A 20,276-nucleotide genomic window follows, 5' to 3' on the forward strand; every position below is an offset into this window, starting at 1 on the left:
CCCGGCCGGGCGTCACTGGTGCGCCCGATCCCCTTGATTCCGGTGTGTTCCCCCGAAGCGAGGTTCTTTTCTACCCCGTCTGGATCAAGACTACGCCTCGGCTTACCCAAGGTCAACAAAGCCGCCCCGGCCATGCGCCGCGGCGGCTTCAACAACCGTTTGCAGTTGATATGCCGTGTCATCACAACACTCCTTTCCGGGCGCGCACCATGCGTACCCTGAAGCCTGTGTCGGTCGCGGCAGTGAAAAGGTTCACGCCCCGGGGAAGTGGTGGGGGAACTGGTGGGGAACAGGTGGGGAATTGGCCTGTGCTGCGCCGGGGTTGAACGATGGGCCTGTTCCCACAGCCCGGCAAATGGACTAGTTTTTTCGGGAGTTGGGGGAAAAGCGATGAACCGGAACGTCCCGTCGCGACACACACTCTCGAAGAGCCGGTCATGAGCGGTGCAATGGGCCAGACGTCCGACGCCGAACTCGTGGCCAGAACGGCGTGCGGCGACAAGGCGGCGCTGAGGCTCTTGTTCATGCGTCATCACACGCGGGTCTACCGCTTCGTGATGCGCCAGACGGGATCGGAAACCATGGCGGACGAAATCGCGAATGAAGTGTTCCTGGAGGTGTGGCGTCAGGCGCCCCGCTTCGAGGCGCGCTCGCAGGTCACCACCTGGCTTCTGGGCATTGCCCGCTTCAAGGCGCTTTCCATGTTGCGCAAGCGCCGGGAAAGCGCTCTGGAAGAAGGGCAGGCCGAGGCCGTGCCGGACGGCGCGGACACGCCGGAGGTCGCAACAATGAAGGACGACAAGGCGACGGCGCTGCGCGGCTTCGTCAATGAATTGTCCGAAGAGCACCGCACTGTGGTCGATCTTGCCTATTATCACGGCAAGTCGGTGACCGAGATCGGCGAGATCCTCTCGGTGCCCGTCGCAACGGTAAAAACCAGAATGTTTTACGCCCGTAAGAAGCTTGGAGAAGCGCTGCAGGCGTCAGGATATGATCGAGGCTGGCCATGAGCGAGAACGCACAATCGAACCGGCGCGACCGGCTGGAAGCGCTGCTGCCGTTCTTCCTGAATGGCACGCTCTCGGGCGCTGAACTGCGTGAGGTGGAAGAATGGCTCGCCTCCGATCCCGAGGCGCTCGCCTCTCTTGCGGAAGCCGAAGGCGAGTATTCGGCAACCCTTGCCGACAATGAGGCGATCCACCCGCCGGCCGATGCGCTGGCGCGCTTCTCGGCGGCGCTGGCCGAAGAGGCCGGACCCGACCGGGCGGCAGGGCTTACGCTGCGCGAGCGGTTTGCCCGCTTCCTCCCCTCGCTTCCCGTGCAGGCCGCCTGGGTGGCAGCCGGGCTGGCGCTCGCCATTCTCGTCGGCCAGACCGTCTGGCTCAACCTGTCCCAGAACGAGCAATTCTCCGTCGCTGGTGCAGATCGTGAAGCGGCCCCCTTCGTTTTCGTGACCTTCAGGGCCGATGCGTCGATGGCTGACGTGTCGGCGCTGCTCGATGAAAGCGGTGTCGAGATCGCTGCCGGGCCGTTGCCGGGCGGGCTCTACCGTGTGCTTGTGCCCGCAGAAACGGCTGCCCAATATGACGGGATCGCTGCCGCGCTGGCGGAGGCAAGCGTGGTGGAAACCGTTGTGACGGGGCGCAGACCTGCCGATGAATAGGCCTCTCACGCGCATTCTGACCGGCATCCTGCTCACCGCCTTCGCGGGTGGTCCCGCATTCGCCCAGACCACGCCCGACCCGCAGGCTGCACCGGACGGGATGCGCGTCGAGACACAGCCCTCCGGGCGTCACGTAATCTATCTGCCGCAGATGCTGGCCGAGCTTTTCGGGCCTGGAGCGGGCCGCGATGCGCCTGCACAGCCCGCCACACCCGGTGGCGGACCCACGCCGACCCTTCCCACACCCGCCGGGGCAGGAGCCTTTTCCCTGCCGGTCGCGCCGCAGCGCGCCATATCCGGGGCTTTCGTGCCCGACGAAGTGCTTGTCACGCTGGACGGCGATGAAGGCGTGGCGGCCGCCGTTGCCGCGCAGTTCGGGCTTGAACTGCGTTCCGCCCGTGCCTCCACGCTTCTGGGCCGCACCGTTGCGCGGTTTGGCATTCCCGATGGCCGCCCGGTGGGCTTCGTTCTTGCCCAGCTTGCCGGCGATGGCCGGCTGGCGGATCGTGTGCCCAACCATGTTTTCCAGCTTCAGCAGGCGGCGGGCGTGGTGAACTACGCCTTTGAACGCATCGCGCTCGATGCCGGTGCTGCAAGCGGCGAGAATGTGAGCGTGGCGGTCATCGACACCGCGCTTGACGGGGATCACCCGGCCTTGAAGGGGCGTGTCGCGGGCACGTTCGATGCGCTGCCCGACATGGAGGTGGCTGACCGGGATCACGGCACATCCATCTCCGGCCTGATAGCCGGCGGCGAAACCTTTCGCGGCATCGCGCCGGGCGTACGCCTGCTTCATGCGCGCGCTTTCGAGAGCGGCGTGTCCAGCACGAATGTGCTGCTCGCCGCACTCGACTGGGCGGTGGAAGAGGGCGCGCAGATCGTGAATATGAGCTTTGTCGGGCCGGAAAACCCGCTCTTTTCCGCTGCCTGCAACAATGCGATGGCGCGTGGCGTCGTTCTGGTGGCTGCGGCCGGCAACAACGGACCGGGCGCGCCTTTCGGTTATCCGGCAGCCTATGAGGATGTGATCGCCGTGACCGCCACCGACGTTCACGACCGGCTGATGGGGCAGGCCAATCGCGGCCGCTACATCGACCTTTCCGCACCGGGCGTGAACGTTGTCGCGCCCATCCCCGGTGGTATGGATGTGGTGACGGGCACGTCTTTCGCCGCCGCGATCGTTTCCGGTGCGATTGCCAATCTCATGCATGCCGGCGAGGACGCCGCGCCCGAAGCGCTGGCCGAACTTCTGCGCACCACTGCGGTGGATCTGGGAGCGCCGGGCCGGGATGAAGAGTTCGGCGATGGTCTTCTGAATGCCAAAGCGGCCATGGCGGAGCGTACCGGCAATTAGTCTCTGTTCTGACTTTTTGTGAGGCCGACGGGGGCGATGATGAGGCCATCTTCGTCGCGTGCGCGATGGGCCTTCACGCCATAGATCTCCGCCAGATGCGCTTCCGAAAGAACGGTTTCCGGTGAGCCGAAGGCTGTCAGCCTGCCCTTGTTCAGGAGCATAACCCGGCCGCACCAGCGCGCTGCCAGCGTCAGATCATGGAGCGATACCAGAACCGTGCGCCCTTCATTCTCTGCAAGCCGCTTCAGCGACTGCATGAGGGTGATCTGATGTGCCGGGTCGAGGCCGGAGGCCGGTTCGTCAGCGATCAGCAGCGGGGTCTGCTGCGCAATGGCGCGCGCCATCAGTACACGCGCCTGCTCGCCGCCTGAAAGCTCGGTGGCGATCCGGTCGGCGAGCGGGGTCACATCGGCCATCTCCATCGCGCGGGCGATGGCCGCTTCATCACCGGCATCCGGGCGGCGTCCGAAGGCGCGCCAGGGCAGGCGGCCCAGCGCCACCAGATCGCGCACGGTGAGACGCCAGCCAATAATGCGCTGTTGCGGCAGATAGGCGATAAGGCGCGCGCGTTCGGCCGGGCTGATCGCGGTGAGATCGTGCGCGCCGAGCCGCATCGCGCCTTCAGTCGGCAATTGCCCGGTCAGCGCACGCATCAATGTGGACTTGCCTGCGCCATTGGGACCGAGCAGCCCGATTACCTGACCCGGTTCGATGTCGAAACCGACGCCCTCAAGCACCCGCCTGCCACCAAGCTTCACGCTGATATTGTCCGCCTGCAGCCTCATCACAGCATCTCCCGGCGGGCGCGGATCACGAGCCACAGGAAGAAGGGCGCGCCGATCAGCGCCGTCAGAACGCCGACATTCAGTTCGCCCGCCGGCAAAACGAGCCGGGCGGCAATGTCGGCAGCCAGAAGCAGCGCCGCGCCGCCGAGGCCGGCCGGCAGCAAGAGACTGCTTGGCATGCAGTTCGTGAGCGGGCGGATCAGATGCGGCACCACGAGGCCGATGAAGCCGATGGTGCCGGCCACCGCCGTCGCCGCCCCCACCGAAAGCGCCACGCCGGCAACGATCAGGAAACGCGCGCGGCCCATATGAATGCCGAGATTGCCGGCAGCCTCTTCGCCGAGCGACAGCGCATCGATGGCGCGCGCCGAAAGCGCAATCAGCAGCCAGCCGGCGGCCATCAGCGGCAGGGCAAGCAGCACATGCTCCATGGAGCGGTCCTTGAGCGAGCCCAGCAGCCAGAAGATGATTTCATAGGCGGCGAACGGATTGGGCGAGAGGTTGAGCACCAGAGAGGTCAGCGCGCCGGCAAGGCTCGATAGCGCGACGCCGGCCAGAATGAGTGTGAGCGTGGAGCCCTGACGCGCTGCAATGGCAAGCAGGATGAGCACGGCGGCAAGCGCACCGATCAGCGCCCCGGCAGGCAGCGCGTAGAGCGAGCTTCCCGCAAGCCCCGAATAGAACACGGCGACCGCGCCGAGTGCGGCCATGGACGAAACGCCGATCACGCCGGGTTCGGCGAGCGGGTTGCGCAGAAACCCTTGCAGCACCGCGCCGGAAAGGCCGAGTGAAAAGCCGATGGCAAGGCCGAGCAGAGCGCGCGGAAGGCGGATTTCGCGCATGATGATGGCGGCTGCTTCACCGCCGCCGGCGAAAAGCCCTGCAATGCTGTCTCCGATCCCAAGCGCAGCCGGCCCGACCAGGAGCGACAGGATGAAGAGCGCAAGGGCGAGCATTGCGAGCGAGATGGAGAGCTTCATTGCGTGGCGTCCTGCGGGCAGGGCGCGATTTCGGCGCGCAGGCTTGCCAGCGCGCGCACGGCTTCAATCACGGCGGGCGACCCGCAGGACCATGCGCCGGCAGGCACGAATGCGCCGATGCGCGTGTCGGGCAGCGCGGCAATTGCCGGATGGCGCGGCACATGTTCGCCAAGGGTGGGCGCGCCCTCTGACGCGCTGGTGACGATGACGTCGGGCCGGGCGGCGATGACCTGTTCGAGCGGGAAGGGCGCAACGCCCACCAGTCCGAGATCAGCCGCGAGATTGGCAAAGCCCGCCGCCTGCATAACGGAATCGGCCAGCGTTCCGCTGCCAAGCGCCACCCCGTTCTGATCATAGGCGATCATGGTGGGGCGCATGTCGCACTGGCTTTTTGCGATGGCATCAAGCTCCCGCGAAAAATCATCGGCCAGCTTCTCGGCCCGCGCTTCCTGACCGAGAAGCGCGCCCATGCGGCGGATTTCGCCCGGAATGGTGTCGAGCGTCTGCACGAAGGAAAACTCCTCGATCCTGAAGCCGAGGTGTTTCAGAAGCGCGGTCGTGTTGTGCAGCGAGTAGGTGCCGGTCACCACGAGGTCCGGCTTTTCCAGAAACACTTCTTCGGCAAGACCCCGATTGACAGGAAAACCCTGCGCCTTCTCATGCAGCATGGAAAGGTCCGGCTCGCGGGCAAGGAAGGAAACCGAGATCAGCTGTTCCGGTTCGGCAAGCGTCATGGCCAGCTGATCGGTGCACAGATTGAGCGACATGACCCGCTCGGGCGCAGCTGAAACCGGCGCACTGAGAAGCGCGCCGGCCAGAAATGTCAGGCCGGAAAGGCGGGAGAGGCGTTTCCGGCGCTCACGCATCAGGGCGCGAACTTTGCCTGGAACCCGGCGAACACCGAGAAGCCGGGCGTGTTGTAGCCGCGCACCGTCTGATAATCCTGATCGAGCAGGTTCTCCGCGCGCACATAGAGCTCGGTGTCCTCGGTCGGCTTGTAGGCCACCTTGGCGTTGACCAGCAGGTAATCGTCCAGCTTGAAATTGCCCGTGTCCACCGTGTCGATGGCCGCCTTGGCCGAGGCCGAAATGGTCCATTTCTCGGCAGGCCGAACGCTGGCGACCAGCCCGATCTCGTGGCGCGGCACGCGCGGCAGCCGTGCATCGTTCTGATCCACCGAATGCGTGTAGGTGTAGGCTCCGGTGAGGTCCAGCCAGTCGGTCGCGGCATAGCTGAGCGAGGCCTCGACACCGCGCATGCGCGACGTGCCGGGGATCTGGTTATACTGGGTCGTGTAACCGATCAGATCGTCGATCTCGAGCTGGAAATAGGTGATGTCGGCGATTGCCCTGTCGTTCCAGAAACGCTGCTCCACGCCAATGTCGAAACCGAAGCTGGTTTCAGGCCGCAGATTGGGGTTTGCCCCGAACGGACCGAAAAGCTCGTTGAGGCTGGGTGCACGGAAGCCGGTTCCCACCGAGCCGTGCAGACGCGTTCCGGTCGCATCGATGAGATAGGAGGCGGTTGCCCGGTATGTGGTGTGCCCGCCGAATTCGCTGTGCTCGTCCTGCCTGAGGCCGGCTGTCAGCGTCAGGTTTTCTACCGGCGTGGCAATGGCCTCGCCCCAGACGCCTGCGATCCAGAAATCGGAATCGATCTGGGGGTTGAACATGCCGGCGGGAAAGACTGCGCTCTGGCGTTCGTAATCCGCGCCACCCTGAACCGTCAGCCATTCATTGACGTCGAATGCGCCCAGATAATCGGCCTTGTAGCGGCGACCGTCATAAGAGCCGTCGAACGCGGTGCCGGTGATGGAGCGTTCCAGGTCGAAGGCCTGCACGGAAACCGTGTTGCGGAAGCGGCCGTCCATCAGGTCGAGATTGAAGCCGGCGCGGCCGGCCAGCTGTTTGCTGTGGTTGGTCGCCGTCAGATTGTCGCTCGGCAGAATGGTGCCGAAGCCCTGATTGTCGAACTCGGCTTCCGCGTCGATGTAGAGCGCCGAGCCGAATACGGAGAACACGTCGGAAAATGCATGCTCGGCATTCACGTCGAAGGTGACGTTCTCATAGCCATCGCGCTCCGTGCCCGTAGCCGCAGCCGAAATGCCGTCGGTGCGGTAGCCGGTTGCGTTGATGGAGAGTTTCGACTGTTCGTTCGCCGCCCTGAAGCCGTAGGAGCCGCCGACCGTGCCGTGCGAGCCGCCTTCGCCCTGAATGATATGGGCGATGCCCGGTTCGATGTCGCCCAGCGTCGACAGGCTGATCACGCCGGCAATCGCATCGGAGCCGTAAAGCGTGCTCTGCGATCCCTTCAGCACTTCGATGCTCTGCAGGCCGCCCGACAGAAGATACTGGTAGGACGTCTGCACCTGTGGGCTGGTCGGATCGGAAATGTCGATGCCGTTATAGAGCGTCTTCACATAGCGGCGCGGCGCGCCGCGGATCGAAAGGCTGCCCTCCGCGCCAACGCCACCCGGCGATGAGAGGCTCACACCCGGCAGCAGGTCGAGATACTCGACGGCCAGCGGCAGGGACTGTTCCTCGATCTCTTCACGGCCCACCACGTTCACCGTCGACCCCACGGTGGAGGCCTCTGCCGGTGTGCGGTTGGGCGTGATGACCAGTTTTTCAAGCACATAGTCTTCTGCGCCCGCCATGGTGGCTGAAAGGCCCGTCAGCAGCGCCGAAGCGCTGAGCAGGAGCCGGGTGCGATAACGTCTGGATGGCATGCGTGCTCTCCATGAGAATGCTGCTTCTTTTGCTGGAGAGCGATGGCTGTCTGAATCTGTCCCCCGCCAGCGATGACATTTCGTCACCACTGCGAGATCCACAGCCCCGGAAGCGTCCCGCATCCGGTCGGTGACGGCTCAAGGCAGGTTTCCTGGCTCGCGCTTCATCGGCTTCCTCGCCTTCCCGGGGCATTGCACCCAGTGGCATAGGAGGAGCCTCGGCGCTCACAGTTGCGGGAGCAGCCACGGCTGCGGCCTGATCATGCAGGGCCGTTCCGTGTTCCCTTTTCCCCGGCATGCGAGTGCCTGCCGGAGCACCTCAAGCGAACAAAAAATCGCTTACCAACTGGCTCCGGCAGCGTCAATCGCGGCCTGTGGGGCGGCTGTTGCGCCCATAACGGCGCAAGTGGCGGGGATTGTCAGTACAGGTTTCGAAAATTGTTGCGAAATCGGCTTTATTTGTCAGTTTTGCGGCTCATTTGTCGCAAACTCGTCATTTCAACGGTCGAAAAACCTGCAAAACTTACCATTGGCCCCGGTCGTTTTTTGACATCGCTGGCGCGATGGGAAATGCTGAACACAAACTGATAACGGCAAGAAATGGGAGTGCGTCGATGACGTTTTTCAAGAGCAATGGCGAGAAAGTGCCAGCCCGCGTCGCCGAAATGGCGAACGAAGCGCGCGTCGGAAAAATGGACAGACGTGAGTTCCTGGCGCTCGCAAGCGCACTCGGCGCATCGACAGCCGCCGCCTATGGCATGCTCGGCCTTGCCGTGCCCACCCATGCGCTCGCTCAGGAGCCCAAAATGGGTGGCACGCTGCGTGTGGCCATGTTCATCAAGGATCCGAAAGACCCGCGCACGGCCGACTGGTCCGAGATCGCGAACGCCATGCGTCAGACGCTTGAGCCGCTGGTGAAATACACGCGCGACTTCACCTTTGAGGGCCGGCTTCTGGAGAGCTGGGAGGTCAACGAAGACGCCACCGAGTACATTCTCCACGTGCGTCCGGGCGTGACCTGGAACAATGGCGACGCCTTTACCGCAGACGATGTGATCTACAACTTCAACCGCTGGTGCGATCAGACGGTGGAGGGCAACTCCATGCCCGCCCGCATGGCTGCACTCATCGATCCGGAGACCAAGAAGGCGCGCGAAGGCGCGATCGAGAAGGTCGACGACATGACGGTGAAGCTCAACCTGTCTGCCCCTGACATTTCCATCATTCCCGGCATGGCCGACTATCCGGGCCTGATCGTGCATCCGAGCTTCGATGAGACGGGCCGTGATTTCATCGCCAATCCCATCGGCACCGGTCCCTTCGAACTCGTTTCATACGAAGTGGGCAACCGCGTCGAACTGAAGAAGCGCGAAGACGGCAAGTGGTGGGGCGGCGAGGCCTATCTCGATGGCATCGAATTCATCGATTACGGCACCGATCCATCGGCCATGGTAAGCGCCTTTGAATCCGGCGAGATCCACACCAATTACGAGACCACCGCCGATTTCGTGGACATTCTCGACGCCATTGGCCTGGTCAAGTCCGAGGTCACCACGGCAACCACGATTGTGGCCCGCACCAATGTCAACAACAAGCCGTATGACGATGAGCGGGTGCGCCGCGCGCTGCAGATGGCCGTGGACAACGCCACAGTTCTGGCGCTTGGCTACGACAATGCCGGCGAGGTGGCCGAGAACCACCATGTCTGCCCGATCCATCCCGAGTATGCGGAGCTGCCCAAGATCGAGCGCAATGTGGACGCGGCCAAGGCGCTGATGGAAGAGGCCGGCCAGATGGAGCACGAGCACGAGCTGATCTCGGTCGACGAGGACTGGCACAAGAACACCGGCGACGCCATTGCCGCACAGCTTCGCGAGGCGGTTTTCAAGGTCAAGCGCACCGTTCTGCCGGGTTCGACCTTCTGGAACGACTGGACGAAATACCCGCTGTCCATGACCAACTGGAACATGCGTCCGCTCGGCATTCAGGTGGTCGCGCTCGCTTATCGCACCGGCGAGGCGTGGAACGAGTCCGCCTATTCCAATCCCGAACTCGACAAGCTGATCGAACAGGCGCTGGCCATTCCGGACCCCGACAGCCGCCGCGAGGTGATGAAGCAGATCGAAGAGATCCTTCAGGGCTCCGGCATCATCATCCAGCCCTATTGGCGCAAGCTCTACAATCACTCCGTGGAGACCGTGATGAACCACGGCATGCACCAGACCTTCGAGATCGACCTGGAAAAGGTCTGGCTCGACGAGGGCTGAGACCCGGAACAAGGGGGCCGCACGGGCCCCCATTGCGCAGGCAACCAACAACAACCTCCGTAAACGGGGGAAGGGGAAACCGTGCTTGGATTTATACTGAGACGTTTGGGCGTCATGGCATTGACGATGCTGTGCCTGACCCTTGTCGTGTTCTTTCTGGTCAATCTGGAGCCCAATCTCAAGAAGCTCGCGATCAGCCAGCTCGACATGCGCTCCTCGGCTGAAGAGCTCGAAAGCTGGCTTGAGAAGAACGGCTACCGGCAGAATTTTTTTGTGCGCTATGGCCAATGGCTCGGCGTCGTCCAGAAACAGCCCAACATCGACCCCGAAACGGGCGTCGCCACGCCACGGTTTTCCTATTGCGACGAACCCGCCGAACCCTATTACGGCGGCATTCTGCAGGGTGATTTCGGCTGCTCCACCAAGTTCAAGGTGCCGGTGGCCGAAAAGCTCTTTCCGGCCCTGGGCGCCACCGGCATCCTCATGTTCTGGGTGATGGTGGTGATGGTGCCCGTGGCGCTTCTGATCGGCGTTCTGGCCGGAATGCGGGAGGGCAGCCGCACTGACCGCACCCTTTCGGTCGCCTCCATCGCCACCACGGCGACGCCCGAATATGTGTCGGGCGTGATCTTCGCCGTCATCTTCGCTTCCTGGCTCGGCTGGCTCAACGGCTCCGCCGCCACCGCCACGCGACAGGGCATTTCGTTCTACAATTTCACGCTGCCGGTCATGACCATGGCGATCTACGGCATCGGCTATATCGCGCGCATGACACGGGCCTCGATGGTCGAGGTGATGACGCAGCAATACATCCGTACGGCGCGCCTCAAGGGGCTCGGCTTCCGCACCGTCGTGCTCAAACACGCGCTGCGCAATGCGCTGATCGCACCGTTCACGGTCATCATGCTCCAGTTCCCCTGGCTCTTGACCGGCGTGGTCATCGTCGAGGTGATGTTCCGGTACCAGGGGTTTGGCTTCACGCTGGTGGAGGCGGCGAGCAACAACGACATCGACCTGTTGCTCGGCTGCTCTCTGGTCTCGGTTTTCGTGGTTTTGTCGACGCAGCTCATTTCCGATGTCGGCTATGCCTATCTCAATCCGCGCATCCGCGTGCAGTAGGGAGGACGCGCGATGCAAGTGGATTATCTTGGAACTTTCGGCATCATTCTTGGCGTTCTGGCGCGCTTCTGGCCGGTCTGGGTGGCGCTGGCGATCATTCTGGTTTTAAGCCTGCGCTTTCGCAGCCGGCTCGGCCTCTACGGCCAGCTTTTCGACACGGGCGTTGGCATTACCGGCGTCATGATCTGCTGCTTCTGGCTGTTCACCGCAATCTTCGCCGGCACGGTCGCCCCCTTCGACCCGCTGGCGCAGTTCCCGATCATGAAGAACGTGCTGCCCGGCGCCATCGAGCCGGAGACGGGACAGGCTTTCCTCTTCGGTGGCGACAGGCTCGCGCGTGACGTCTTTTCGCGCATGGTCTATGGCAGCCAGATCGTGCTTATCATCGCCCCGGCGGCCACGCTTTTTGCGCTGATGGTCGGCACCACGCTTGGTCTGCCCGCCGGCTATTATGGCGGGCGCATCGACAGTCTCCTGTCGTTCCTCGCCAATCTGGTGCTGGCCTTCCCGGTCATCCTGCTTTTCTATCTGCTGGTCACGCCGGGCATCCGCGAAACACCGATCCCGCAATGGATGGCGGGCACCTTCTTCATATTCCCGATCATCTTTTTCGTGACGTTGTTCTGGACGCGCTATCGCAGCCGCCCGCAATTGCTGGCCATCCAGCTTGCACTGACGCTTCTGATCGGCGGCTGGATTTATGTCGGCCTCGTCTTCGACGCCGATCCGCTCGGCATCATTTCGATCAGCTCGAACCAGCTCAACATTTTCGTTGCGGTGGTGTTTGCTTCATCGCCCGGCGTTTTCCGCATCGTGCGGGGCCTCGTCATGGACATCAAGACCCGGGACTATGTGGCCGCCGCCCAGACGCGGGGTGAAACGCCCTGGTACATCATGCTCTGGGAAGTGCTGCCCAATGCGCGCGGGCCGCTCATCGTCGATGTGTGCCTGCGCATCGGCTACACAACCATTCTGCTCGGCACGCTTGGCTATTTCGGCCTCGGTCTTGCGCCCGAAAGTCCCGACTGGGGCACCGGCATCAAGGAATCGAGCCGCCTTCTGCGCGCCTATGTGCATCCCGCGCTTCCGCCCGTCTTCGCCCTCATGTCCTTCGTTCTGGGGCTGAACCTGCTCGCCGACGCGCTGCGTGAGCAATCGCTGAAGGATTGAGTGGATGAACACTGAAAGCGACGCCATGAACGAAGCCATCAGCACCTCGCACGGTGAGAACGCAGGCGAACCGATCCTCGAGATCGAGAACCTGTCCATCTCTTTCTTCACGCGGGCCGGCGAGATACCGGCGGTGATGGATTTCTCCTGCAGGGTCATGCCGGGCGAGGCCATGGGCATTGTCGGCGAATCCGGCTGCGGCAAGTCCACCGTGGCGCTCGGCATCATGCGCGATCTCTCCAATGTGGGGCAGATCGTCGGCGGCCGCATCCGCTTCAAGGGGCGGGACATGGCCGAGATGAGCGAGGAGGAGTTGCGCCAGATACGCGGCAACGAGATCGCCATGATCTATCAGGAGCCGATGGCCAGCCTGAACCCGGCCATGAAGATCGGCAAACAGCTCATGGAAGTGCCGATCATCCATGACCGGGTGTCGAAGGAGGAAGCCTGGAACCGGGCGCTGGAGATGGTGGAGGCGGTTCGCCTGCCGGACCCGGAGCGCATCATGCGCTCTTTCCCGCACCAGCTTTCTGGTGGCCAGCAACAGCGCATCGTCATCGCCATGGCGCTTCTGTCAAAGCCGGCACTGCTCCTTCTGGACGAGCCGACCACCGCGCTCGATGTCACGGTCGAGGCCGGTATCGTGGAACTGGTTAAGGGGCTCGGCAAGAAATACGGCACGTCGATGATCTTCGTGTCGCACAATCTGGGCCTGATCCTGGAAACCTGCGACCGCGTCACGGTCATGTATTCCGGCGAGGCGGTGGAGACGGGCCGTGTCGAGGATGTCTTCGAACGCATGAGGCACCCCTACACGCAGGGCCTGTTCCGCTCGATCCCGCTGCCCGGAGCAGACAAGAACGCCCGGCCGCTGATCGCCATCCCCGGCCAGTTGCCGCTGCCGCATGAGCGTCCCGATGGCTGTAATTTCGGCCCGCGCTGCCAGCACTTCAAGGCGGGCCTGTGCGATGCCGGCGACATTCCCATGCGCGCGATCGAGGGGCATGAGCAGCACCGTTCGCGCTGCGTGCGTTTCGACGATATCGACTGGAAGGCGCTGCCGGAGGGGGCGCTTGTGGAGCAGGAGCCTGTCGAGCCCGGCGCTCCCATGCTGCGGATCGAGAATCTCAAAAAGTATTATCACGTTGCCGCAAACAGCATTTTCGGTGGTGGCGACACCAAGACGGTGAAGGCCAACGAGCAGATCAGCTTCGAGGCGCGCGAGTCCGAGACGGTGGCCATCGTTGGCGAATCCGGCTGCGGAAAGTCGACGCTCGCCAAGGTGCTTCTGGGGCTTGAAACGGCGACTGATGGCACGGTGATGCTCGGCAATGAACCGATCCAGGCGACGCCGGTCGAAGACCGCTCCACCGGCACGGTCGCCAGCATCCAGATGGTGTTCCAGAACCCGTTCGACACGCTCAATCCAAGCCATTCCGTCGGCTCGCAGATCATCCGCACGCTGGAGAAATTCAACATCGGGAAGACGCTGGCCGACCGAAAGCAGCGCATGCTGGAGCTGCTCGACCTGGTCAAGCTGCCGCGCGCCTTCGCCGAGCGCATGCCACGCCAGCTTTCGGGCGGTCAGAAGCAGCGCATCGGTGTGGCCCGGGCCTTTGCCGGAAACGCAAAGGTGGTGGTGGCAGACGAGCCGGTCTCCGCGCTCGATGTTTCGGTGCAGGCGGCGGTGACCGAGCTGCTGATGGATATCCAGCGCAAGAACAAGACGACCATGCTGTTCATCAGCCACGATCTCTCGGTCGTGCGCTATCTCGCCGACCGGGTGGTGGTCATGTATCTCGGCCACATTGTCGAGCAGGGCACGACCGACCAGATCTTCGCGCCGCCCTACCACCCCTATACGGAGGCGCTTCTTTCCGCGATCCCCATCGCCGATACCTCGGTGCGCAAGAAGCACATCGTTCTGGAAGGGGACATACCCTCAGCCATGAACCCGCCCTCGGGCTGCCCGTTCCAAACGCGCTGCCGCTACAAGGATCAGGTTCCGGGCGGAAAGTGTGAGCGCGAGGTGCCGCCGCTGAAGGATCTGGGCAATGGCCATTTCAGCCTGTGCTGGCTGGATGATGCAACGCTTGCGGGCATGGAGCCGGTCATCAGCTTCGACGCGCCATCGGATTGATCGGCCCGAACGGCCGGAGGGCAGGCCGTGGCGTTTGCGCCCCGCGCCCTCTCTGCGCCTGTCGTGAACATCATCGTTTTGTTCAATGACTTCTGGATATGCGGCTGATTTTCCATCACTTTGCGCCGACTAACCGGATTGCAACAGGAGATTCGCATGCCCTCGGGGTTCTTCCGCTTCCTTCTCATGGCGTTCGCCGCTCTTGGCCTGGCGGCCGTGCTGTCGGTTCCGGCGCGCGCGTGGTGACGCTGCGCTGTACTGATCGTTACGAATGGTGCGAAGTGGGTTATGCGGGGCGCACGGGCTGGGTTTCCGCGCGCTATCTGCGCGACACAAGGCCGGCTTACAGGGATCGCCCGATCTCCGATATCGGATCGACGCTCGGGCTCAAACTGTTTGATTTCGTCATGCGCGAGCTGGATGATCGCCGCCGTGACGACACCGCTTTCGACAATGACGACCGTTTCGACGGCGACCGCCGTCCGACCCCGCGCAATGTGTGCTTTTACGACCGTCCGAACTTTCAGGGCCGCCGTCTCTGCGCCGGCATTGGCGACGATGCGCGCGTGATGGATCGCAACTGGGATGGCCGCGTGGCCTCGATCCGCGTTGGCGAGCGCACCTCCGTCGAGATCTGCTCAAGGATCGACTATGCCGGTCGCTGCGATCTCCTCACCCGTGATGTGCCTTCTCTGCGCCGGGGCGACACGGTTTCGTCCTTCCGGGTCTATCGCCGCCGGCCGGGCGACGAGGGCAGCTATGACCGGGTCCGTCGCGCCTGTTTCTACGAGCGTGTCGATTTCCGGGGCGCGAGCATCTGTTTCGATGCCGGTGACGGCACGGCGCGTTTGCCGCGTGAATGGAACAACCGCATTTCCTCGGTGACGCTTGAGGGCGGGGCCGAGGCGCGTGTCTGCGAGCGGCGCAATTTCGGCGGCTGGTGTGAAACCATCCGTCGCGACACCCGCCGACTGCGCGACATTTACAACGACGACATCAGTTCCATCGAGGTCTTCTGATCGCCCATTGCAGGGCCGTCCGCATCGCAAACGCCGCCCTTGCCGGGCGGCGTTTTTTGTTTGATATCCGCGGCTTGTAAACATGAATTGTAAATTCATGTTTTAATTCAAAGGGATGCGATGGGCTCAAAAATTTGACCGATTGATAAAAAAAAGAAACTGCGCTAGCCTTTCCCCAATAATAAAAGGGGAATACGGAATGGCTGATGGTCTCTACGCGGACGGCATCGCCGCCGGCCGCCTTTCCGGTGAGGAATACGAAAAGAACTTCGCCGACCTGCATCCACCGCTCGACCGCCATGAGGCGGCCGTCGAGGCGGACAGGTGCTACTTCTGCTTCGATGCGCCGTGCACCACGGCGTGTCCGACATCGATCGACATACCCATGTTCATCCGGCAGATAGCGACGGACAATCCGTTGGGTTCGGCCAGAACGATCTTCGACCAGAACATTCTGGGCGGCATGTGCGCCCGCGTCTGTCCCACGGAGACCCTTTGCGAGGAGGCCTGCGTGCGTGAGGAGGCAGAGGGCAAGCCGGTCCAGATCGGCAGGCTCCAGCGCTATGCCACGGACGCGGCCATGGAGGCTGACGCGCAGTTCTATGAACGCGCTGCTCCAACCGGCAAGAGCGTTGCCATTGTCGGGGCAGGGCCCGCAGGCCTCGCCTGTGCGCACCGTCTGGCCATGCATGGTCATGACGTGACGATCCTTGAGGCGCGGCCCAAGCCCGGCGGGCTCAACGAGTTCGGCATCGCCGCCTACAAGACGCCCAATGGCTTCGCCCAGGCCGAGGTCGATTACCTGATGGCCATTGGCGGCATCCGTCTTGAGGAAGGAAAGGCGCTGGGGCGTGATTTTTCGCTTGGCGATTTAACGCGTGATCACGACGCCGTCTTTCTTGGCATGGGGCTTGCCGGCGTCAATGCGCTCGGTGCGGAAGGCGAAGCGGCTGACGGCGTCGAGAGCGCGGTCGACTACATTGCCCATCTGCGTCAGGCGAAGGATCTCGCCGGCCTGCCGGTCGGTCGGCGTGTCGTCGTCATCGGCGGCGGCATGACGGCCATCGACGCAGCCGTTCAGGCGCGGCTTCTGGGCGCGGAGGAGGTCACGATCTGCTACCGGCGCGGTCAGGAACACATGAACGCTTCGGCGTTCGAGCAGGATCTGGCGGCGTCCAAAGGCGTCACCATAAGGCACTGGCTTCAGCCAACGCGCATCATCGCCGACAATGGCCGGGTGAGCGGCATTGAGCTTGAATACACGGCGCTGAAGCATGGCAGGCTTTCAGGCACCGGCGAAACGCTGACGCTGCGCGCCGATCAGGTCTTCAAGGCCATTGGCCAGTCCTTCGAGGCAGGTGTTCTCAACGGCAGCACCGCGTCGGTTGAGCTTGAAGGGCGTCGCATCAAGACCGATGCGGAAGGGCGCACTTCCATGCCGAACGTCTGGGCCGGTGGCGATTGCATCGCCGGCGGCGACGATCTCACCGTATCGGCGGTCGCGCAGGGGCGCGACGCAGCCGAGAGCATTCATCGCGCATTGGCCGGCTGAGGAGCGGAAAACCCATGGCAGACATTCGCAGCAATTTCGTCGGCATCAAGTCTCCCAATCCCTTCTGGCTTGCTTCCGCACCACCCACAGACAAGGCCTACAATGTCGAGCGCGCCTTCAAGGCGGGCTGGGGCGGCGTCGTCTGGAAGACACTGGGCGAGGAGGGGCCTCCGGTCGTCAATGTCAACGGACCCCGCTACGGCGCGATCTGGGGCGCGGACCGCCGGCTTCTCGGCCTCAACAACATCGAGCTCATCACCGACCGCGACCTTTATCTGAACCTGCGCGAAATCAAGCAGGTGAAGAAGAACTGGCCGGACCGGGCGCTCATCGTTTCGCTCATGGTGCCGTGTGAGGAGCAGGCGTGGAAAGCCATCCTTCCGCTGGTGGAAGAGACGGAAGCTGATGGCATCGAGCTCAATTTCGGCTGTCCGCACGGCATGAGCGAGCGCGGGATGGGCGCAGCCGTTGGCCAGGTGCCCGAATATGTCGAGATGGTGGTGCGCTGGTGCAAGCAGAACACGCGCATGCCCGTCATCACCAAGCTCACGCCCAACATCACCGATGTGCGCCAGCCCGCCCGTGCGGCCCATGCCGGCGGCACGGATGCGGTGTCGCTCATCAACACGATAAACTCCATCACCTCGGTCAATCTCGACAATTTCGCGCCCGAACCCACCATCGACGGCAAGGGCTCCCATGGCGGCTATTGCGGCCCGGCGGTGAAGCCCATCGCGCTCAACATGGTGGCTGAGATCGCCCGCGATCCGCAGACCGCTGGCCTGCCCATCTCCGGCATTGGCGGCATCACCACATGGCGCGATGCCGCCGAGTTTCTGGCGCTGGGGTCCGGTACGGTTCAGGTCTGCACCGCCGCCATGACCTACGGTTTCAAGATCGTCGAGGAGATGATCGAGGGGCTTGAAAACTGGATGGACGCCAAGGGGCACGCCACGCTCGATGACGTGATCGGCCGCGCGGCGCCCAATGTCACCGACTGGCAGTATCTGAACCTCAACTATGTCACCAAGGCGCGCATTGATCAGGACCAGTGCATCAAGTGCGGTCGCTGCCACATCGCCTGCGAGGACACGTCTCATCAGGCAATCACGGCCATGGTCGACGGCAAGCGTCATTTCGAGGTGATCGAAGAGGAGTGCGTCGGCTGCAATCTGTGCGTCAATGTCTGTCCGGTGGAGGGCTGCATCGACATGGTGCCGCTGGCCGCCGGGGCGCTCGACAAGCGCACGGGCGAGAAGGTCGAGCCGGTCTACGCCAACTGGACGACGCATCCGAACAACCCTTCCAAAGTGGCTGCGGAATAGCTCTGGCGGCGGCGGTTATCCGCCGCCGTTTTTCTTTGAGCGTCTGTCAGGAAGTGGCAGAAGCAACGTCTATTCCTATTGCGGATAATTATTATCCAGGATATATTTTATCCGCAATAGGGAGATCGACATGAAACTGAGTGAAGGCGTTGAGGCGGCGATCCATTGCGCCACGCTTCTTGCGCAGCTGGAAGAGGGGCGCACCATGCCGGCCAGCGCGCTTGCCGAATATCACGGCCTCTCGCCAAGTTATCTGCTCAAACATTTGAAAACGCTGACGGCCGCCCGCATTCTGGAATCGGTTTCCGGGCCCCATGGCGGCTATCGTCTGGCGCGGTCGGCGGATGCGATCACCCTGCTGGACGTGGTGCTTGCCATCGAGGGGCCGCAGCCGGCCTTTCGCTGTGCGGAGATCCGCCAGCGCGGGCCGGGTGCGCTGGAACCCGAGGTCTATGCCGCGCCCTGCAACATCAACGCCGCCATGCTGCGCGCCGAGCAGGCCTATCGCGCCGAGCTGCGCAAGACGCGGCTTAGCGATGTGATCTCCGACTATCTGGGGGAGGCCGATCCGCGCGCGCTCGCCTTCAGCTGCGCCTTCGTTGCGCGAAACCAGCGTCCGCAGGGCTGACGCCATCTTCTGAAATGGAAAGGACTGATCATGCAAGAACGCCTGAACTACGTGAAGACCGAGCCGAAACTGCTTGGCGCGATCTTCAATCTCAAGAAGGCGGTGAACGAAAGCGGCCTCGATCAAGGGCTGATCCATCTGGTGAACCTGCGCGCCTCGCAGATCAATGGCTGCTCCTATTGTGTCGACATGCACACCCGCGAGGCGCGGCGCGATGGCGAGAGCGAGCAGCGTGTGCATCTCGTCTCGGCATGGCGTGAATCCCCGCTCTATACCGGGCGTGAGCGCGCAGCCCTTGCCTGGACCGAGCGTCTGACGCACATCTCCGACGGCCCGGTCGAGGATGCGCTCTACAATGAGATGCTGGAGCATTTCTCCGAGCAGGAGCTGGTGCAGCTTACCGTGCTCGTCGGTCTCATCAATGTGTGGAACCGCATCGCGATCCCGTTCCGCTCGGTCCATCCCGTGATCGCCGATGATGCGTCGGCTGCCGCCTGATCCCTTTTAAGCCAGAACACGCCTTTCTGCCGAGCAGCCCGAAATCCGGTTTGGATTTCCGGGCTGTTCCTTTAGGCTGAATGGCGTTCTTCGGGGGGGCATTGACTGACACGGTAGAGACAAAGGCCGCGCGGCGCGAGGCGTATCGCACCAGCGCGACGGGGGTGCAAAAGCGGCTTGGCCATTTGGCCATGCTGGCCTTTGCAACACTGGTCGCCGGCTCCTTCTCGCTGGGGTCGATGGCCGCGCAGCATATCGGCCCGGTCGCGCTCAATGCCGCCCGTTTCCTGATCGGCATTGTCTTCATGGGGCTGGTGGTGCGCTTTGTGCTGCGCCAGCCGCTTCCCTTCCCGAAAGCCCCGTGGCGCTTTCTGGTTCTGGGCAGCCTGATGGCGTTCTATTTCGTCACCATGTTCGTGGCGCTCGGCATGACCAGCCCGGTCTCGACCGGCGCGGTCTTCACGCTGATGCCGCTGCTCAGCGCCTTTTTCGGTTATCTCTTCCTGCGGCAGGTGCCGCGCGGGCTCGTTATCCCGAGTCTCGTTCTGGCCGGTCTCGGCTCGGTCTGGGTCATTTTCGACGGCAATTTCGAAGCCATGCGCCGCTTCGATATGGGCGAGGGGGAGCTGATTTTCTTTGTCGGGGTCATCGGGCATGCGGCCTATGCCTCGCTCGTCCGGCTCTACAATCGCGGCGAGCCGGTCTTCGCCTTCACCTTCTGGACGCTGCTGGCCACAGGCGTGCTGATTGCGCTTTACGGCGTGGGCGAGATCGCCGCGACCGACTGGTTCGCCCTGCCGCCGATCACCTGGCTGGCGATCTTCTATCTGGCGATCTTCACCACGGCCGGCACGTTCTTCCTGCTCCAGTTTGCCGCCCTGCGGCTGCCCGCCTCCAAGGTGCTCGCCTATAACTACCTCACACCGACGCTGATCATCGTGTTCGAAGGTCTGCTCGGCCATGGCTGGGCGAGCCTTTCGGTGATGGTTGGCGCAGTGGTGACCATTCTCGGTCTGGTCATTCTGGCGCTGTCGCCCGAAGGCTGAGT

Annotated in this window: 17 protein-coding genes and 1 riboswitch; of the genes, 13 read left to right on the top strand and 4 right to left on the bottom strand. The window is 63.1% G+C overall.

The genetic code is table 11. The features are described 5' to 3' along the window. The first annotated feature begins 437 nt into the window (after positions 1 to 437). Genes AC4PTT_RS07350 through AC4PTT_RS07360 form a run of 3 tightly spaced genes read left to right on the top strand, consistent with a single transcriptional unit; the run spans position 438 to position 3,017 of the window. A complete protein-coding gene (locus AC4PTT_RS07350; RefSeq protein ID WP_317087705.1) occupies positions 438 to 1,010 on the top strand; it encodes a sigma-70 family RNA polymerase sigma factor in 573 nt (190 codons plus the stop codon). Then, entirely contained in the window at positions 1,007 to 1,663 is a 657-nt protein-coding gene (locus tag AC4PTT_RS07355; protein ID WP_283799594.1) for an anti-sigma factor, read from the top strand. Before AC4PTT_RS07350 ends, AC4PTT_RS07355 begins: the two co-directional genes overlap by 4 nt. Further along, entirely contained in the window at positions 1,656 to 3,017 is a 1,362-nt protein-coding gene (locus AC4PTT_RS07360; RefSeq protein ID WP_492162407.1) for a S8 family serine peptidase, read from the top strand. The genes AC4PTT_RS07355 and AC4PTT_RS07360 overlap by 8 nt, the downstream gene beginning before the upstream one ends. Here the strand turns inward: AC4PTT_RS07360 and AC4PTT_RS07365 are convergent. Genes AC4PTT_RS07365 through AC4PTT_RS07380 form a run of 4 tightly spaced genes read right to left on the bottom strand, consistent with a single transcriptional unit; the run spans position 3,014 to position 7,510 of the window. Then, the gene (locus AC4PTT_RS07365; RefSeq protein WP_492162408.1) at positions 3,014 to 3,802 is read right to left on the bottom strand and encodes an ABC transporter ATP-binding protein; all 789 of its coding nucleotides are present in this window, start codon (positions 3,800 to 3,802) and stop codon (positions 3,014 to 3,016) included. The genes AC4PTT_RS07360 and AC4PTT_RS07365 overlap by 4 nt on opposite strands. Continuing rightward, positions 3,802 to 4,782 (bottom strand): FecCD family ABC transporter permease, encoded by a 981-nt coding sequence (locus tag AC4PTT_RS07370; protein WP_492162409.1) that lies wholly within the window; start codon positions 4,780 to 4,782, stop codon positions 3,802 to 3,804. Before AC4PTT_RS07370 ends, AC4PTT_RS07365 begins: the two co-directional genes overlap by 1 nt. Continuing rightward, positions 4,779 to 5,648: an ABC transporter substrate-binding protein gene (locus tag AC4PTT_RS07375; RefSeq protein WP_492162410.1), complete on the bottom strand. Its 870-nt coding sequence runs from the start codon at positions 5,646 to 5,648 to the stop codon at positions 4,779 to 4,781. The genes AC4PTT_RS07370 and AC4PTT_RS07375 overlap by 4 nt, the downstream gene beginning before the upstream one ends. Next, positions 5,648 to 7,510, bottom strand: coding sequence for a TonB-dependent receptor plug domain-containing protein (locus AC4PTT_RS07380; protein ID WP_492162411.1), 1,863 nt, complete (start codon positions 7,508 to 7,510; stop codon positions 5,648 to 5,650). Before AC4PTT_RS07380 ends, AC4PTT_RS07375 begins: the two co-directional genes overlap by 1 nt. Positions 7,511 to 7,635: 125 nt before the next feature. Further along, a riboswitch (cobalamin riboswitch) is annotated at positions 7,636 to 7,847 on the bottom strand. Positions 7,848 to 8,124: 277 nt separating this feature from the next. Between AC4PTT_RS07380 and AC4PTT_RS07385 the strand changes: the two genes are divergently transcribed. The 10 genes from AC4PTT_RS07385 (at position 8,125) to AC4PTT_RS07430 (ending at position 20,274) form a co-directional block, all read left to right on the top strand. Continuing rightward, entirely contained in the window at positions 8,125 to 9,777 is a 1,653-nt protein-coding gene (locus AC4PTT_RS07385; RefSeq protein WP_492162412.1) for an ABC transporter substrate-binding protein, read from the top strand. Between the two features lie 114 nt (positions 9,778 to 9,891). After that, the gene (locus tag AC4PTT_RS07390) at positions 9,892 to 10,896 is read left to right on the top strand and encodes an ABC transporter permease (protein WP_210344079.1); all 1,005 of its coding nucleotides are present in this window, start codon (positions 9,892 to 9,894) and stop codon (positions 10,894 to 10,896) included. A 12-nt stretch (positions 10,897 to 10,908) separates the two neighbouring features. Then, positions 10,909 to 12,066, top strand: coding sequence for an ABC transporter permease (locus AC4PTT_RS07395; protein ID WP_113155705.1), 1,158 nt, complete (start codon positions 10,909 to 10,911; stop codon positions 12,064 to 12,066). A 25-nt stretch (positions 12,067 to 12,091) separates the two neighbouring features. Further along, a complete protein-coding gene (locus tag AC4PTT_RS07400; protein WP_492162594.1) occupies positions 12,092 to 14,206 on the top strand; it encodes a dipeptide ABC transporter ATP-binding protein in 2,115 nt (704 codons plus the stop codon). A gap of 242 nt (positions 14,207 to 14,448) precedes the next feature. Then, on the top strand, positions 14,449 to 15,225 hold the full coding sequence (locus AC4PTT_RS07405; protein ID WP_492162413.1) for a peptidase inhibitor family I36 protein: 777 nt from the start codon (positions 14,449 to 14,451) through the stop codon (positions 15,223 to 15,225). A gap of 199 nt (positions 15,226 to 15,424) precedes the next feature. Next, positions 15,425 to 16,777 (top strand): NAD(P)-dependent oxidoreductase, encoded by a 1,353-nt coding sequence (locus tag AC4PTT_RS07410; protein ID WP_492162414.1) that lies wholly within the window; start codon positions 15,425 to 15,427, stop codon positions 16,775 to 16,777. Between the two features lie 14 nt (positions 16,778 to 16,791). Next, positions 16,792 to 18,102 (top strand): NAD-dependent dihydropyrimidine dehydrogenase subunit PreA, encoded by a 1,311-nt coding sequence (gene preA, locus AC4PTT_RS07415; protein WP_206543934.1) that lies wholly within the window; start codon positions 16,792 to 16,794, stop codon positions 18,100 to 18,102. A 130-nt stretch (positions 18,103 to 18,232) separates the two neighbouring features. Next, positions 18,233 to 18,730, top strand: a complete 498-nt coding sequence (locus AC4PTT_RS07420) for an RrF2 family transcriptional regulator (RefSeq protein ID WP_113155701.1) — start codon at positions 18,233 to 18,235, stop codon at positions 18,728 to 18,730. A gap of 30 nt (positions 18,731 to 18,760) precedes the next feature. Then, a complete protein-coding gene (locus AC4PTT_RS07425; protein WP_206543933.1) occupies positions 18,761 to 19,228 on the top strand; it encodes a carboxymuconolactone decarboxylase family protein in 468 nt (155 codons plus the stop codon). A gap of 101 nt (positions 19,229 to 19,329) precedes the next feature. Beyond that, the gene (locus AC4PTT_RS07430; protein ID WP_492162415.1) at positions 19,330 to 20,274 is read left to right on the top strand and encodes a DMT family transporter; all 945 of its coding nucleotides are present in this window, start codon (positions 19,330 to 19,332) and stop codon (positions 20,272 to 20,274) included. The last annotated feature ends 2 nt before the right edge of the window (positions 20,275 to 20,276 follow it).

It is taken from the genome of Nitratireductor sp. WH36-1 (assembly GCF_058725515.1).